Source organism: Pseudomonas sp. 910_21, assembly GCF_052850735.1.
Genome location: NZ_VXCY01000002.1, coordinates 601,964 through 617,037, shown reverse-complemented (window position 1 = coordinate 617,037; position 15,074 = coordinate 601,964). Strand labels below are relative to the sequence as shown.

Sequence of the window (15,074 nt, the reverse complement as noted above, 5' to 3'; positions counted from 1 at the left end):
GCCCCGGCCCTCACTGTTCGAGCGTCGCGACGACCTGACCCGGTTCCACCGGATCACCGTCTTCCACCAAAAAGGCACTGACTTGACCCGCGCTCCCGGCGGTCAGTTCGGAAAACTGCTTCATGACTTCAATCAGGCCGATCACGGTATCGGCGCTGACGGAATCGCCGACCTCGACGAAAGGCGCCGACTCCGGGGTGGCCTTGCGATAGAAGGTGCCCGGCAAGGGGGTGATAACACTGTATTCGGCCATGTCTGTTCCTTTTGGAATAGTTGTAGAAAGGCAGGCAAAAAAATCAAAACCAGATGAAACCCGCGTCTGCGCGCGGTGCTTCGTGTCGATGCGCCTCAGCGCGGTGCGCGCACCTCGATGCCGGCCTGATCCAGCGCCGTGCGGGTGGCCTCCACCAGATCCAGGGCGCCGGGGGTGTCGCTGTGCAGGCAGATGGAGTCGAACTCAAGGAACAGATCCTCACCTTCGACGGTACGCACCAGGCCGGTCTGGCAGGCGCGCAGCACCTTGGCCGCCACGGCCGCCGGGTCCAGGGCGCGCACCTGGCGGGTGAAGACGATGGAACCGCTGAGGTCGTAATCACGGTCGGCGTAGAACTCGCGGATCACCGGCTGGCCGAGCTCCTGGGCGATGCGCCAGATCACCGAATTGGGCATGCAATACAGCAGCAGCTCGGGCTCCAGCTTGCGCAGGTTTTCCACCAGCAACCGCGCCGCTTCCTCGTCCCGGGCCAAGTGCATGTAGAGCGCACCGTGGGGCTTGATGTGTTGCAACTTCACACCTTGCACCCGGGCCATTTCCCGCAGGGCGCCAAGCTGATAGAGCATGTCGTCCACCAGTTCCTGGGCCGGTGCGTTGATGTGCCGGCGGCCGAAACCCACCAGGTCGCGGAACCCCGGATGAGCACCGATAGCGACCCCCAGGCGCTTGGCCTGTTCGATGGTGCGGCGCATGGTACCGGGGTCGCCGGCGTGAAAACCGGTGGCGATATTGGCCGAGCTGATATAGCCCATCAGCTCGTTGTCGACGCCGTCGCCGATGGTCCAGGGACCGAAGCTCTCGCCCATGTCCGAATTGAAATCCACTGCCTGCATCACTGTTGCTCCAACTCTTGTGACTTCGTGCAGTGAAAATTAGAGCGGCCTTGACCCCTTGGGAAGATCTATTATCAGATAGAGCATCTTCTGAAAAACAGATAAAGCTTTGTTAGGAGCGGGCAGCCGGCAGCGAGGTCGCTTTCGCCGGCAAGCCGGCTCCTACAGAGGTGATGGGGAATGGAACATGTCGTTGACCTTGCGCCAGGTGCGCTACTTCGTGGCCACTGCGGAGATCGGGCAGATCTCCCAGGCGGCGATCCACTTGAATATCTCCCAGTCGGCGGTGACCACCGCGATCAAGGAGCTTGAAGCGATGCTCGCGGTGCAGTTGTTCGTGCGCTCGGCCCAGGGCATGAACCTGACCGACGCCGGGCGGCACTTTCTCAACCGTGCCTATGTGATCTTGCGCAGTGTCGAGGATGCGCTGAACAGCCCGCTGCCGGACTACCGGGCCAGCGGTGTGCTGCACCTGGCGGCCAGCTACACGGTGATCGGCTACTTCCTGCCACACCACCTGCAACGCCTGGAGCACTGGCACCCGGACGTCACCATCGAACTCCACGAGCAGGAGCGCCAGGCTATCGAGCAAGGGTTGCTGGAGGGGCGTTTCGACATGGCGGTGGTGCTCACCGCCAACCTGACCCACCCGGACATCGTCTCGGAAACCCTGTTCAACTCCGAGCGCCGGCTGTGGCTGCCGGCGCACCATCGGCTCTGCGAACGGGCCAGCGTCAGCCTGGCGGACGTGGCTGAAGAGCCGTTCATCCTGCTCACCGTCGACGAAGCCGAACAGAGTGCCATGCGCTATTGGGAACAAGCCGGCCAGCAGCCCAATGTGCGGGTGCGCACCAGCTCGGTGGAGGCCGTGCGCAGCATGGTGGCCAACGGCAGCGGCGTGGCGATTCTTTCGGACCTGGTGCACCGGCCCTGGTCCCTGGAGGGCAAGCGCATCGAGACCCTGAGCCTGAGCGACGCGGTGACCCCCATGAGCGTGGGCCTGGCCTGGCACCGCGAACGGACTTTCACCCCGGCGATGCAAGCCTTGCGCGACTACTTTCACGACGCCTTCCTGGCGCCCCAGCAACTCTCGGCCCGGCGCTGAGGTCTTGCCCAGTCTGTAACAGCTACCGAGCCCGTGCAGCTGCGAAAAGGGCCACAGGACCTGTAGTGATCCAAGAGCGACGCCGCCTGCCGCAGTGGCTACACACGTTTACTCAAGGGCAGGTCCAGCGTTGCGCGGTGCTGGCGATCTGTCCGGCCAACTGGGCGATGGCCTGTTGATGAGCCTGCACCAGACTGCCCAGTTCGACACCCGCCGGCTGGCGGATCTGACTGCTGCAGGTCAGGCTGCGTGCCGGACCGCCCTCGCCCCGCAAGCGCAGGCTCCAGACCACATCGATCAGCGCGTAACGCCCGGGCAGGGATTCGAAACGCCGCACATCGGTCTGCAACGACAGCACCGGGCGCCCGGGTTGCTTGGGCAAGCCTTCAAGGTTGCGGGTGCCGAGCTTCTGCTCCATCTGGCTGGCCAGGGCGTCGTGGAACTCATCCACCAGGGGCGCGCTCCAGCGCTGGGTTTCCAGGATCGCCAGGGTGCCGCTGTCCTGGCGCACCACCAACTGCGGCTGATCCACCTGGACCGGAATGCGCACCGTGGACATCTCGAACTGCAGGCTTGTGTTGCGTGCCGCAGCGCTGCCTTCAGCCACCGGCGGCATCAGGGTGTAGTAATGGGTAGGCGCAGAGCTGCAAGCGGCAAGTCCCAGGGTCAGGCTCAACAACAAGGCAGGTTTTTTCATGGCTGGGCTTCCGGTGCGGATTCGCGAACAGAGGAGGATGGCGACTGGTAGGCATCCGGTTGGTTGTCTTTGAGGCGACCGCGAATCAACGCTTCAGGATGACGGCCGAGGAAGTCGCTGAGCACCCGCACCGAACGGGCGGTGCGCTGCACTTCCTCCATGGCCTGGCTGAGTTTCTGCCGCTGTGGCGAGTCCTCGGAGAAGCTCTCGTTGGCACTGGCCAGGGTCTTCTTCGATTGCTCCAGGGTGTCGCGCATCTGCGGCAGCACTTGGCCGTTGACCTGTTTCAGGGTCTTCTGCATCTCCGCCAGACTGCCGTCGAGGTTGGCGGCGATGGAGTCGATCGGCAGCTTGCTGATCTTGTCCACCACGGCCTGCAGTTGTTCCTGCAACTTGTCCATGCTGCCCGGGATGGTGGGGATCTCCAGCGGCCGTGCGGCGGGGTTGTAGGCCACCGGCTTGGCGTTGGCGACAAAATCCAGGGAGATGTACAGCTGGCCGGTCAGCAGGTTGCCGCTGCGGGGCTGGGCCCGCAGGCCGTTCTTGACGAAGGCGCCGATCAGTTGCGCGGAGCGGGCGTCGTCTTCACCGCCGGTCTGCTTCACCAGTTTTTCATGGGCCTTGCCCAGGCGCTCGGGATAGATCACCGCCCCTACCAGGGTCGGGAAATACTTGCGCTGTTCGTCGTAGTCCAGGTCCATGGACACCACCTTGCCGATGTTCACCCCGAGGAATTCCACCGGGGCATTGAGCGACAGGCCACGCAGGGCCTGGTCGAAGCGCATGCGGATGTAATAGGGCGCACCGTCCGGCGGGGCCAGCGCCGTATCCTGGTCACCGAACAGGGTGTATTCGGCATTCTCCTCGGCCGGCTTGGCGTTGGGGCTGTACTTGGGTTCGACAAAGGCAATGCCGCCGGCAAGGATCGAGGACACCGACTCGGTGTTGACCTTCAAGCCGTTGGCGCCCAGGGTCACATCCACCCCGCTGGCGTTCCAGAATCGGCTGTCGGTGGTGACGTACTTATCATTGGGCGAGTTGACGAAGATCTTCACGTCCACGCCCTTGCCGCTGTTGGCCAACTGGTAGGACACCACCTGCCCCACCTCGATGCGCCGGTAGTAGACTGGCGAACCGATGTCCAGGGAGCCGAGGTCGTCGGTGTGCAGGGTGAAGCGCTTGCCCTTTTGCCCGTAGGTAATGGGCGGCGGGGTTTCCAGGCCCTTGAAGCTGTCCTTGCGCTTCTCCGACTTGCCGGCATCGGCGCCGATAAAGGCCCCGGAGAGCAAGGTATCGACCCCGGAAACGCCGTTGGCGCCAATGCGCGGGCGCACCACCCAGAACATCGAGTCGTCGGCGGTGAAAGGTTCGGCGGACTGGTCCAGCTCGACCTTGGCCAGCACCTTGCGGCGATCATCGCTCAAGGCGATGGAGGTCACCTTGCCGATCACCACGTTCTTGTACTTGACCTGGGTCTTGTTGGCTTCCAGGCCCTCGGCAGTCTGGAAGCTGATGGTGATTTCCGGCCCGGCCGACAGCGAGTTGTGGACCACCATCGACAGCCCCACCAAAGCCGCGACAATGGGCACCAACCACACCAGCGAGACATTGAAACGCCGCGTACGCAGCGCCGGAGCGCCGGGAGCCGGCTGAGAACCTGCAGTCTTGGAACCTGGATGATCAGACATCTTCAACCTCTACATCCCAGATAAGCCGGGGATCGAAACTCATGGCCGCCAACATCGTCAGCACCACCACCAAACCAAAAAACAGAATGCCCATCCGCGGATCGATGGAACTCAGGGCCCGAAACTGCACCAGGGCCGCCACCAGGGCCACCACCAGCACATCGAGCATCGACCAATAGCCGATCACCTCGATAAAACGGTACAGCCTGGCACGCTCGCGCTGGGCCCAGAGGCTGCGGCGCTGGCAGGTCACCAGCAAGGTGCCGAGGACAAAGAATTTAATGCAGGGCACCACTACGCTGGCGATGAAAATCAACAGGGCAATGTCCCAGGAGCCGTGCTTCCAGAACTCCACCACGCCGCTCATGATGGTGTTTTCACTGGCACTGCCAAAAATACTGGTGTGCATCACCGGCAATAGGTTGGCCGGGATGTAGAAGATCAGGCTGGCCACGAGAAAGGCCCAGGTTCGCGCCAGGCTGTTGGGCTTGCGCGCATGGACCACGGAGTCGCAACGGGGGCACTGGTGCTCGGATTGCTCGCAGACCTGGCCGCAGGTGTGGCAGAGCATCAGTTGATAGTCCCGGGCGTAAGGGGGCGGACTCATCAGTAGCGCCCCTCCAGGTCATCCCAGAGATAGCGGATGTCCTTGCCGGAAATCAGGATGATCAGCACCGTCAGCATGGCCAGGGCCCAGAGCCCGAGGCCAGGGTGCACATCGAGCATGCCTGCCAGCTTGACGATGGCCACCAGAATTCCCAGCAGGCACACCTCGAGCATGCTCCACGGCCGCAGGTGCTCCAGGGCTCGCATGCAGGCCTTGAAGCCTGGCGCGGCGCGATCGAAATTGGCGAACCCCAGCACCCAGCACAGCAGAATGATCTGCAGGCACGGCGCCAGGATGATGGTCAGGCCAGTGATCGCCGCAATCAGGCTGATGCGACCCTGAGCCAAGGCTTCTACCGATTGCCAGAGGGTCGCTTCGTTGCTCAGGCCTTCGAGGCTGATCTTGATCACCGGAAACAGATTGGCGAAGACGAACAACAACCCGGCGGTAATCGACAGGGCGAACAGCTGCTGCACGTTCATGTAGCGGGCACGGGCCAGCACCGCGCCACAGCGCGAGCACTGAGCGGCCTGGCCTTTGCCGAGCGGCACGGATTCGTACAGCGAATCGCAGTGTTCGCAGATGATCCAGTTGCGGGAAATAGTCATGGTCTTCAGATAGTCGGGAGGGCTGCAGGTTCAGTGACGGCCTCCAGCGGACGCACATTTTCAGAAAAACTCGAGGACGGTGTCCAGTTCTGTCTGAAATCAGGTCGCAGACCTCTACGCCATAATAGGCCCCCCGTGGGTTTTCGCCGGCCACAACCTGGGCCGGCGACTATCACCGAGACCTTCGGCTCAATGAGCCAGACGCTGTTGCAGCCACTTGTCCCGCAGTACGTCGTAGCTCCAGTGGTAGAGGTAGGTGTAGGGCAGAAAGAACAACAGCACGCCGATATCGAGGATGAACGCCTGCAACAGGCTGATATTCAACCACCAGGCAATCAGCGGTACACCCACCGCCACCAGACCGCCTTCGAACAGCAGGGCATGCAGGACCCGGGTCCAGCCATTGTGTGCAAGCTGCAGACGCTTGAGCAGACGATCGAACAGACCGTTGAACACCACGTTCCAGATCAGCGCCAAAAGGCCGATGCCGATAGTCACCAGGCCCATGTCAGCCATGGGTTTGTCCATGATCCAGGACAGCAGCGGCGTGCAGATCAGCACGGCCAGCAGTTCAAAACCTACAGCCTGGAAAATACGTTCGGTAAGGGATTTGTGCAGGCTCATTGCCGTGCTCCTTGAGTGAATGTGTTGGCGATCTTCCAGGATCAGGCCGATACTTCATAATCAATAACCATCGATCAAGGCGATAGTTTATGGCCTCACACGAAGTGCTGCTGGCGTTCGTCCAGGCAGCGACCCAGGGTTCCTTTTCCGCCGCCGCCCGCAAGCTGGGCAAGAGCCAGTCCACCATCAGCGCGGCGGTGGCCAGCCTGGAAATCGACCTCAATGTGCAGTTGTTCGATCGGGCCAGTCGCAAGCCCGGCCTGACGCCCGCCGGGCATGTGCTGCTGCAGCGCGCGGAGGAGATCCTTGCGGCCACCAGCCGCCTGGAAATGGCCGCCAGCCAATTGTCCCGGGGAGTCGAGGCGAAACTCACCGTGGCCCTGTCCGACACCTATCAGTCGGATCGCTTTGAAAGCTGCCTGAGCGCCTTCGAGCAGCGTTACCCGGACCTGGAACTGGAATGCCTGATCGCCGAATGCGAAGACCTGATCGCCCTGGTGCAAAGTGGCCGGGCGCACATCGCCTTTGCCGAGATGCAGGCCGATTACCCGGCGGACCTGGAACACAAGACCCTGGATGAACAGGGTGAAATGTCCCTGTACGTATCCCGCAAGCATCCTCTGGCCCGACTGGAGCACGTCGATCAGGAAGCCCTGCGCCAGCACCGAGAACTGCGCCTGGCAACAGTGCTCAACCCCTACGACAGCCGCACCCAGGGACGGGTCTGGTCAGCGCCCAGCTACCTGATGCTGCTGGAAATGGCCCAGGGCGGTTTTGGCTGGGCGCCGTTGCCGAGCTGGCTGGTGGACGGCTTTGGCGCCGGTAAATTGCAGGAACTGAAAGTACGCGGTTGGCCGCGCACGGTGGCGGTGGATGCCCTCTGGTCGCGCCTGCATCCGCCCGGGCCGGCAGGGAGCTGGCTACTGGGGCGGATGCTGGAGTGAGGCAGTTCGAGTCTGCGCCCCTGTAGAGCGCCCCTGCAAAACTACACCGAGCTGGGGGCCAACTGGGCCAGGCGAGCTTCGAGAAAACGCCGTTCCGGAGCTTGCCGGGTCAGGGCCAAGGCTCTTAGGTAGGACTCCCGCGCCGCCTCGACCTGCCCCAACTGCCGGCAGAAGTCGGCATGGGCGGCGTGGAGCAGATGGTAATCCTGCAAGTCGCCACGCCGCACAATGGCCTCCACCTGCTCCAGGCCGACCGCGGGGCCATCACGCTTGGCCAGGGCCACGGCACGGTTGAGTTCGATCACCGGCGAAGGCTGCAGCCGCAGCAAAACGTCATACAGACCGACGATCTGCGGCCAATCGGTCTGTTCGGCGCTGGGAGCCTCGGCATGCACCGCTGCAATCGCCGCCTGCAGGCAATAGGCCCCGCCGTGTCCGCTGCGCAGCCCGCGCTCCACCAGGGCACAGCCTTCGTCCATCAAGGCCCGCTGCCACAGGGAGCGGTCCTGCTCATCCAGCAGGATCAACTCGCCAGTGCTGGAGAGTCGCGCCCCACGTCGGGACTCGTGCAACAGCATCAGGGCCAGCAGGCCCAGTACTTCCGCCTCCGGTAACAGTTCCAGGAGCAGGCGTCCCAGGCGTATCGCTTCACGGGTCAGGTCCTCACGGGTCAACTCGGCCCCCATGGACGCCGAATAGCCTTCGTTGAACACCAGATAGATCACTCGCAAGACACTGTCCAGGCGCTCGGGCAACTCGTCCAGCGCCGGTACCTGATAGGGAATCCCGGCGTCGCGGATCTTCGCCTTGGCGCGCACGATACGCTGGGCGATGGTGGCCGGCGTGACAAGAAAGGCCCGGGCGATTTCCTCCGTGCTCAGGTCGCAGATTTCCCGCAGGGTCAGCGGCACCTGGGCGTCTGCCGCCAGCGCCGGGTGGCAACAGGTGAAGATCAACCGCAGGCGATCGTCTTGCACGTCCTCACCGCTCCAGTCGTGCTGTTCAAGTTGCTCCAGCTGGTTGACCAGCGCCGCCTGGGAAGCGGCGAAACGCGCCCGTCGGCGCAAGGCATCGATGGCCTTGAAACGTCCGACGGACACCAGCCAGGCCCGAGGATTGTCCGGCACGCCGTCCCCTTGCCAACGCTCCACGGCGACAAAGAAGGCCTCGTGCAAGGCCTCTTCAGCGAGGTCGAAATCCCCCAGCAGGCGGATCAGGGTGGCGAGAATGCGCCGCGATTCCTCGCGGTAGACCCGCGCCACCAGGACCTGCACGGCCGCACCGGATTGACCCGGCATCAGTCCGGCATGCCTTGAGTCACCAGGGCCACCAGACGCTCCAGGCTCTCCCCCCACCCCTGATGAAAGCCCATGGCTTCGTGGGCCTGCCGATCGGCTTCACTCCAATGCATGGCGCGGGCGGTGTAGAGCGTCTTGCCGTCCTGCTCCTCGAAGGTCACTTCAGCGGTCATGAACGGCTTGCCCGAAGGAATCCAGCCAGGCACATAGGCATCGGTGAACACCAGGCGCGACGGTGCCTGGATCTCCAGGAACACCCCCATGGTCGGGTATTCGGTGCCGTCCGGCGCCCGCATCAAAGTGCGAAACTGGCCACCGACCCACAGGTCCATTTCACACTCCGGGGTGGTCATGCCGTGCGGCCCCCACCATTGCGCCAGCAACGCCGGCTCGGTCCAGGCGCGAAACACCTTGGCCCGTGGCGCATCGATCAAGCGGCTGATGGACAGTTCATGCTCGGCGGCCTGGCGGCCCACTGTTGAAAAGGTCATTGGCAAACTCCTGCTTATGCTTGTTATCAGGGATTGAGTTCACGCACCGGACGCACTTCGACACTGCCGACCCGGGCCGCCGGAATGTTCCCCGCCACCTGGATCGCTTCATTCAAGTCTCTGGCCTCGATCAGGTAGAAACCGGCCAGTTGCTCCTTGGTTTCGGCGAACGGACCATCGGTGATGGAGAGCTTGCCGCCACGCATGCGCACCGTGGTGGCGGTCTGTATCGATTGCAACGCCTCGGCGGCAAGCATCCGCCCGCTGCCCTGGACCGACTCGGCATAGGCCAGGCACTCGGCGTCCTTGGGGCTCTCGGGCAGGCTGTGCAACAACTGTTCATCGCTGTAGACCAGACAGAGGTATTTCATGGGTGTCTCCGGGTTCGGGCTGATCAACTATGGTTGCTGTTTTGTCCTTTGGCGAACCGCCCGATCATCAGGGTTGCAGATCGAATCGGGTGGTCCCGGTCAGCATGTCGAACGGCGCCGACCAGTGTTCATGCACCACCTGCCATTGCCCGCCGCGCAGCTCATAGGCGGCGCTCACCCGCATCCAGCAGGCCTTGGTCTGCCCTTGGGCATCGGTGCCCCCGCAATGGGCCAGCCAATGGGCGAACGCCAGCTCCTCGGCGGCCCGCACCCGCAGTTGGTGGAACTCGAAGATGCCCGGGCCCGGGCAGGCCTGCATGCAGGCTTGCCAATGTTCACGGTAGGCGGCCTTGCCCGAATACTGCAGGGCGCCGACGGCGTCGAAAGAGACAATGTCATCGGCGTAAAAACTGACGATACGCTCGATGTCCCTGGCGAGCACCGCCTGCTGCCAATGGTCGATCAGGCTGCGGATCTGCGCTTCACTGGATGGGTTGTGCATGGCAAAAACTCCTCAAGGGTGGAATAAACCGGCACCGGGCAGCCCCTGCAAGAGCGCACTTGAATGCTCGGTTCACCCTTAGTCGTCTGGCCACCCAGACAATCGACAACCTCGACAAAAAATTTTCCCGCTGAATCAAAATCGCTAGAATCCGCCCCCTTCCCTCCCCTGGACAGTCTCCCCAGTGACCACTCGTCTCGTGCCTTATGAACAGCTCGACAGCCATCAGCGTGCCCAACTGCTGAGCCTTGTAGTACGGCCTGAACAGAGGGCGTTTTCCGGGGATATCCATGGCGCGCTGTACACCCTGGGCAACGCACCGGCAGGCGCCATCAAAGGCTTCGCCCTGCTCAGCGACGAACGGCCGGTGGCTTTCCTGCTGCTCAAGCACGCGCCTTGCCTGCCTGCCTGGGCCGAGGCCGACCACGCCACCCTGCACGCTCTGCAAGTGGACCTGCCGCTCCAGGGCCAGGGACTGGGCACCGCCTGCCTGCAAGCCCTGCCTGGCGCCGCGCTCCAGGAGTGGCCGCAGCTCAAGGGCCTGATGCTGGCGGTGGATGCCGACAACCAGGCCGCACTCCAGCTCTATCTCAAGCTGGGCTGGGTCGAAAATGGCAAGGCCTGCAAAGGCCGGATGGGATATGAGCGCAGGATGGTTCTGGCGTTTTGAGTTCAGCACTTCAACTCAAGGGCACTCCTGCTTGGCAGCCCCCTGAAAAGACCCTACGCAGGCGCCCCTTGTTCATCAGGGGTATGCCTGGGACTTACAACCCCCGCACCATCTCATGCCAGGCCATGCCGCCGTGGTCCGACGCCGAAGCCTTGATGTAGACGAAGCCAAAGCGCTCATAGAGCGGCACATGGCGTTCCTTGCACATCAGGTGGATACGCGCCTTGCCCTGCTCGGTCATGCGTGCAATGAAGGCTTGCAACAGTTGCCGGGACAAGCCCTGGCCCTGGAAATCGGGATGCACCACCACCGACATGATCACCACTTCGGAGCCGGCCGGGTCGTGGCCGATCAGTTCCTTGAAGGCTTCGTCGGCCATCTGCACCTCGAAGGTGGCACCGGAATTGATGAAGCCGGCCACTGCGCCATCCACCTCGGCGACGATAAAACCCTCGGGCCAGGTAGCGATGCGGGTAGCGATCTTTTCCCGGGTCGCGGCTTCGTCGCCTTCATAGGCCAGGGTCTCGATGGCGAAGCAAGCATCCAGGTCGGTGGGCAGGACGGTACGGATCAGTGGGGTCGAAGCAGTCATGGGCGGTAACCTGAAGACGGTGAAGGATGGCCGATTCTAGCAAGAGTGGCGTTATGGGGAGTCTTGCGTATGCCCCGCATAGGGATAGTCGGGGCCGCCGTAAAGCTTTCATATAAACCCTGGCAAGGGCGGCGCCCAGGGATTATCTATCTGATCCCCGACGCCTCCGACCGGCCCCATCAAGCTGGTCCTGCCGCGTCTTGCCCACAGGACCTTCCCCATGAGCAACATTCAGATCGGCCTTCTTGTGCTGTTCAGCATCACCGCCTTCGGCTGCATTACCTTGTACATCGATTTTGTGCATGAGCGGCGCCGCGGCAAAAAAGCCCTGAGCGGCGCCACAAGACAGGATCACAGCCCGACCAGGCGATAACCCACCTGCAACTCGGTGATCAGATGCTGGGGCTGAGCCGGATCGGCCTCCAGCTTCTGCCGCAGATGCGCCATGTGCACCCGCAGGTAATGGGCGCGGTCGACATAGTCCAGGCCCCAGACTTCCAGCAGCAACTGACGATGGGTCAGTACCCGGCTCTGGCCACGGATCAGGGCGCAGAGCAGACGGTATTCGATGGGGGTCAGGTGCACCAACTGCCCTTCGCGGCGCACCTCATGGGTGGCCAGATCGACTTCGATGGTGCCAAAGGCCACCTTGCTGGTGGCCGCCGCCGCGCCGCTCTGGCCATGGCGCCGCAGTTGCGCACGAATCCGCGCCAGCAACTCCGGCACGCCGAACGGCTTGACCAGATAGTCGTCGGCCCCGGCATCCAGGGCGGCGACTTTCTCGTCTTCGCGGTCCCTGGCCGACAGCACCAGGATCGGCACCGCCAGCCAGCCTCGCAGTTCACTGATCAGTTGCTTGCCATCGCCGTCCGGCAGGCCCAGGTCGACGATCACCAGGTCCGGCTGGCGACTGGCGGCATGGATCAGGGCGCGCTTGACGCTGTCGGCCTCGAACACCTGGAAACCTTCGTCCTCCAGGGCAATGCCGACAAAACGGCGAATATTGGCTTCGTCCTCGACAATCAGGATGCGTGGGCTGCTCATAGGGCTTCCATCGATGGCGGTTGTCCCGCCGGCAAGGTGATGACAAAACTCAGCCCGGCGTCGGCGTGAGGCTGGGCCTCGATACGCCCGCCATGGGCTTCGACAATACGTTTGGCCAGGGCCAGCCCCAGGCCGATCCCGGCCACCGCGGACTCTTGCTGGCCACGGCTGAAGGCCTCGAACAGGCTGTCCGGGGAGCTGCCCTTGGGACAGCCCGGACCGCAGTCGCTGACCTGCAGGATGATCTGCTGGTCCACCTGGCGGGCAGTGATCTGCACCAGGGTCCCGGCCGGGGTGTACTTGGCAGCATTGTCCAGCAGGTTCACCAGCACCCGTTCCAGCAACAGTGCGTCCACGTCCACCAGAGGCAGATGCGGCGCCATGGTCACCCGCAGTTCATGTCCGGCCAGGGGCTCGCGCAACTGGCGCAGGGCGCTGCCGACAATCTCCTCCAGAGAGTTCCACTGACGCTTGAGGCGCACCCCCCGCTCCTGCATTCGCGCCATGTCCAACAGGTTCTCGATCAGGCGCTGCATGGAAGTAGCTTGATCATGGATACCATGCAACAGCTCGGGCAACGGACCATTCGGAGCATGGGGCAACGCGGCATCGGCGGCCCCGATGATGGTGGTCAGCGGCGTGCGCAAGTCATGGGAAATGGCGGCGAGCAAGGTGTTGCGCATGCGTTCGCCTTCCATCTGCACCACGGTGCTCTGCGCCACTTCGACGTAATGCACCCGTTCCAGGGCGATTGCCAACTGGCTCATGCAGGCCTCCAGCAGGCGCTGTTCCTCGGGTTCCTTGAGGCGTTCGGCGTCTGCCAGCTCCAGCACCAGCACACCGCGCACTCGCATCGGCGCCTTGAGCGGCAGGTAGCAGCCCTTGGCCGCCGCCAGGGTATCGGTGCCGCTGCCTGCCGGCTGATCGTGGTCATAGGCCCACTGGGCAATGCTTTCATCGATCGCCAGGGCATTGGCATTCAAGGCTCGCACGCGATTGTCCGCATCCGGCAGCGCCAAGCCGACCCGGGCCTCGAACACCCCGCTGAAGGTGCGCAGGGCCACGGCGCAGATCTGCTCCTCGGTCAGTGCCGCCGATAGCTCCCGAGCCAGCCCGGCCAGGGAGGTGGCGCGGCGCTCACCTTCGGCGGCGGTGCGTGCCTGGTGGCGCAAGCGTGCGGTGAGCTGGCCGGTGATCAGGGCGATGCCGAGCATCAGGGCAAAGGTGAAGAAATACTGGGTGTCGTTGACGGTGAAGGACCACACCGGCTGGACGAAGAAGAAGTCGAAACACAGCACCGCCAGCATCGCCGCCCAGACACCCGGGCCACGCCCGAAACGCAGGGCCACCAGAACCACAGTGAGCAGGAACAGCATCACCACGTTGGCCGGGTCGAACACCTTCAGCAGCAGCGCCGCCACTGCGGTGGCGGCGAAACACGCGAGGCTGGCCCACAGATAGGCCGGCGCTCGACTCGGGGACAATCCGGCCTCTGGCTTGTCGGCAGGTACCGGGCGCCGGCTCAAGGGCCCGTTGGCGATCACGATCTGGTCGATTTCCGGATGCTGGCGGCTGATGCGATCGCTCACCGACTGATGCCAGAACTGCCAGACCTTGCGCGGGTAATGGCCCAGCACCAGGCGGTTGGCATTGTGCTCACGGGCGCAGGCCACCAAGGCCTCGGCCACGTCCATGCCAGGCAGGGTCGCGGTCTCGGCGCCGAACTCGGCGGCCAGGGCCAGGGTCTTCATCGCCGCCGCATAACGGCTGGCGCCGTGGCCACGGCGTTGCGCCGAAGCCACATGCACGACGATCCAATCGGCCTCGAGCTTCTGCGCCAGGCGCGCCGCTTCGCGTACCAGGCGTTCGTCCGCCGGATCACCGGCGATCCCCACCAGCAGCCGCTCCCGGGCCGGCCACAGGGCATTGATCGAACGCTCGCGGCGGTAGTCGCGCATTTGCGCATCGACCCGGTCGGCGGTGCGGCGCAGGGTCAGCTCGCGCAGGGCCAACAGGTTGCCCTTGCGAAAGAAATTGCGTGAAGCACGTTCGGCCTGGGGCCCCATGTAGACCTTGCCGTCCTTGAGCCGGCGTAGCAGGTCATCCGGCGGCAGGTCGATCACCAGCACTTCGTGGGCTTCATCGAACAGGTGATCCGGCACCGTCTCGCGCACGCGGATGCCGATGATGCCGCTGACGATGTCGTTGAGGCTTTCCAGATGCTGGACGTTGAGGGTGGTCCAGACATCAATCCCGGCCCGCAGCAGTTCTTCCACGTCCTGCCAGCGCTTGGGGTGGCGCGAGCCGGGGACATTGCTGTGGGCCAGCTCGTCCACCAGCAACACCGAGGGACGCCGCGCCAGGGCTGCGTCCAGATCGAATTCGGGCAAGGCATAGTCGCGGTGCATCAGGCTGTGGCGCTCCAGCACCTCCAAACCTTGCAGCAAATCGGCGGTTTCCCGCCGGCCATGGGTTTCCACCACCCCGGCCACCACGTCGCGGCCCAGGGCCACTTCGCTGCGGGCGGCGGTGAGCATGGCGCAGGTCTTGCCGACCCCGGCGTTGGAGCCGAAATAGATCCGCAGTTTGCCGCGCTGGGCCGCCTGTTCGTCCTGTTGCAGCTTTTCCAGCAGCGCATCGGGATCGGGGCGCCCGTCGCGGGGCGGGGGACTTGCATCAAGCACAGTCATGAGCTTCCTTAAATGAACAATGCGGCGCCCCCAGGG

At 63.6% G+C, this 15,074-nt stretch carries 18 protein-coding genes; 4 read left to right on the top strand and 14 right to left on the bottom strand.

All coding sequences use genetic code 11. The features are described from left to right. Positions 1-10 precede the first annotated feature (10 nt). Both FW796_RS07935 and FW796_RS07930 read right to left on the bottom strand, forming a co-directional pair. Complete coding sequence (locus FW796_RS07935; protein ID WP_011062806.1) at positions 11-253, bottom strand: acetyl-CoA carboxylase; 243 nt, start codon at positions 251-253, stop codon at positions 11-13. A gap of 95 nt (positions 254-348) precedes the next feature. Next, the gene (locus FW796_RS07930; RefSeq protein ID WP_404937518.1) at positions 349-1,107 is read right to left on the bottom strand and encodes a 5-oxoprolinase subunit PxpA; all 759 of its coding nucleotides are present in this window, start codon (positions 1,105-1,107) and stop codon (positions 349-351) included. Positions 1,108-1,294: 187 nt separating this feature from the next. On the opposite strand from FW796_RS07930, the gene FW796_RS07925 reads away from it, so the two are divergent. Beyond that, the gene (locus tag FW796_RS07925; RefSeq protein ID WP_123726221.1) at positions 1,295-2,212 is read left to right on the top strand and encodes a LysR family transcriptional regulator; all 918 of its coding nucleotides are present in this window, start codon (positions 1,295-1,297) and stop codon (positions 2,210-2,212) included. A 112-nt stretch (positions 2,213-2,324) separates the two neighbouring features. Here FW796_RS07925 and FW796_RS07920 read toward each other — a convergent pair whose 3' ends face one another. The 5 genes from FW796_RS07920 to FW796_RS07900 form a co-directional block, all read right to left on the bottom strand. Continuing rightward, on the bottom strand, positions 2,325-2,909 hold the full coding sequence (locus FW796_RS07920) for a PqiC family protein (RefSeq protein ID WP_346632362.1): 585 nt from the start codon (positions 2,907-2,909) through the stop codon (positions 2,325-2,327). Continuing rightward, entirely contained in the window at positions 2,906-4,597 is a 1,692-nt protein-coding gene (locus tag FW796_RS07915) for a PqiB family protein (RefSeq protein WP_346632363.1), read from the bottom strand. The genes FW796_RS07920 and FW796_RS07915 overlap by 4 nt, the downstream gene beginning before the upstream one ends. Then, entirely contained in the window at positions 4,590-5,204 is a 615-nt protein-coding gene (locus tag FW796_RS07910) for a paraquat-inducible protein A (RefSeq protein WP_346632364.1), read from the bottom strand. The genes FW796_RS07915 and FW796_RS07910 overlap by 8 nt, the downstream gene beginning before the upstream one ends. Further along, complete coding sequence (locus FW796_RS07905) at positions 5,204-5,812, bottom strand: paraquat-inducible protein A (protein ID WP_207166411.1); 609 nt, start codon at positions 5,810-5,812, stop codon at positions 5,204-5,206. Before FW796_RS07905 ends, FW796_RS07910 begins: the two co-directional genes overlap by 1 nt. Positions 5,813-6,001: 189 nt before the next feature. After that, a complete protein-coding gene (locus tag FW796_RS07900; protein WP_446439215.1) occupies positions 6,002-6,436 on the bottom strand; it encodes a multidrug/biocide efflux PACE transporter in 435 nt (144 codons plus the stop codon). Between the two features lie 89 nt (positions 6,437-6,525). Between FW796_RS07900 and FW796_RS07895 the strand changes: the two genes are divergently transcribed. Further along, positions 6,526-7,380, top strand: coding sequence for a LysR family transcriptional regulator (locus FW796_RS07895; RefSeq protein WP_346632366.1), 855 nt, complete (start codon positions 6,526-6,528; stop codon positions 7,378-7,380). 41 nt (positions 7,381-7,421) lie between these two features. On the opposite strand, the gene FW796_RS07890 is transcribed toward FW796_RS07895, so the two are convergent. From FW796_RS07890 to FW796_RS07875, 4 genes are all read right to left on the bottom strand, one after another. Further along, positions 7,422-8,678 (bottom strand): RNA polymerase sigma factor, encoded by a 1,257-nt coding sequence (locus tag FW796_RS07890; RefSeq protein ID WP_446439214.1) that lies wholly within the window; start codon positions 8,676-8,678, stop codon positions 7,422-7,424. Further along, positions 8,678-9,169 carry an SRPBCC family protein gene (locus tag FW796_RS07885; RefSeq protein WP_346632368.1) on the bottom strand — a complete coding sequence of 164 codons (492 nt, stop codon included), beginning with the start codon at positions 9,167-9,169 and terminating at the stop codon, positions 8,678-8,680. Before FW796_RS07885 ends, FW796_RS07890 begins: the two co-directional genes overlap by 1 nt. Before the next feature lie 26 nt (positions 9,170-9,195). Further along, positions 9,196-9,540, bottom strand: coding sequence for a YciI family protein (locus FW796_RS07880; protein WP_346632369.1), 345 nt, complete (start codon positions 9,538-9,540; stop codon positions 9,196-9,198). A 67-nt stretch (positions 9,541-9,607) separates the two neighbouring features. After that, positions 9,608-10,042, bottom strand: a complete 435-nt coding sequence (locus FW796_RS07875; protein ID WP_346632370.1) for a YybH family protein — start codon at positions 10,040-10,042, stop codon at positions 9,608-9,610. A gap of 184 nt (positions 10,043-10,226) precedes the next feature. Here FW796_RS07875 and FW796_RS07870 point away from each other — a divergent pair, with 184 nt between their 5' ends. After that, positions 10,227-10,712: a GNAT family N-acetyltransferase gene (locus FW796_RS07870; RefSeq protein WP_446439213.1), complete on the top strand. Its 486-nt coding sequence runs from the start codon at positions 10,227-10,229 to the stop codon at positions 10,710-10,712. A gap of 94 nt (positions 10,713-10,806) precedes the next feature. On the opposite strand, the gene FW796_RS07865 is transcribed toward FW796_RS07870, so the two are convergent. Further along, positions 10,807-11,304 (bottom strand): GNAT family N-acetyltransferase, encoded by a 498-nt coding sequence (locus FW796_RS07865; protein WP_123726210.1) that lies wholly within the window; start codon positions 11,302-11,304, stop codon positions 10,807-10,809. Positions 11,305-11,524: 220 nt separating this feature from the next. Here FW796_RS07865 and FW796_RS07860 point away from each other — a divergent pair, with 220 nt between their 5' ends. Continuing rightward, entirely contained in the window at positions 11,525-11,677 is a 153-nt protein-coding gene (locus FW796_RS07860) for a hypothetical protein (protein ID WP_446439212.1), read from the top strand. Here FW796_RS07860 and FW796_RS07855 read toward each other — a convergent pair. Together FW796_RS07855 and FW796_RS07850 are read right to left on the bottom strand one after the other, a co-directional pair. Continuing rightward, the gene (locus FW796_RS07855; protein ID WP_123726209.1) at positions 11,656-12,348 is read right to left on the bottom strand and encodes a response regulator; all 693 of its coding nucleotides are present in this window, start codon (positions 12,346-12,348) and stop codon (positions 11,656-11,658) included. The genes FW796_RS07860 and FW796_RS07855 overlap by 22 nt on opposite strands. Beyond that, positions 12,345-15,038, bottom strand: coding sequence for a sensor histidine kinase KdpD (locus FW796_RS07850; protein WP_346632373.1), 2,694 nt, complete (start codon positions 15,036-15,038; stop codon positions 12,345-12,347). Before FW796_RS07850 ends, FW796_RS07855 begins: the two co-directional genes overlap by 4 nt. Positions 15,039-15,074 lie beyond the last annotated feature (36 nt).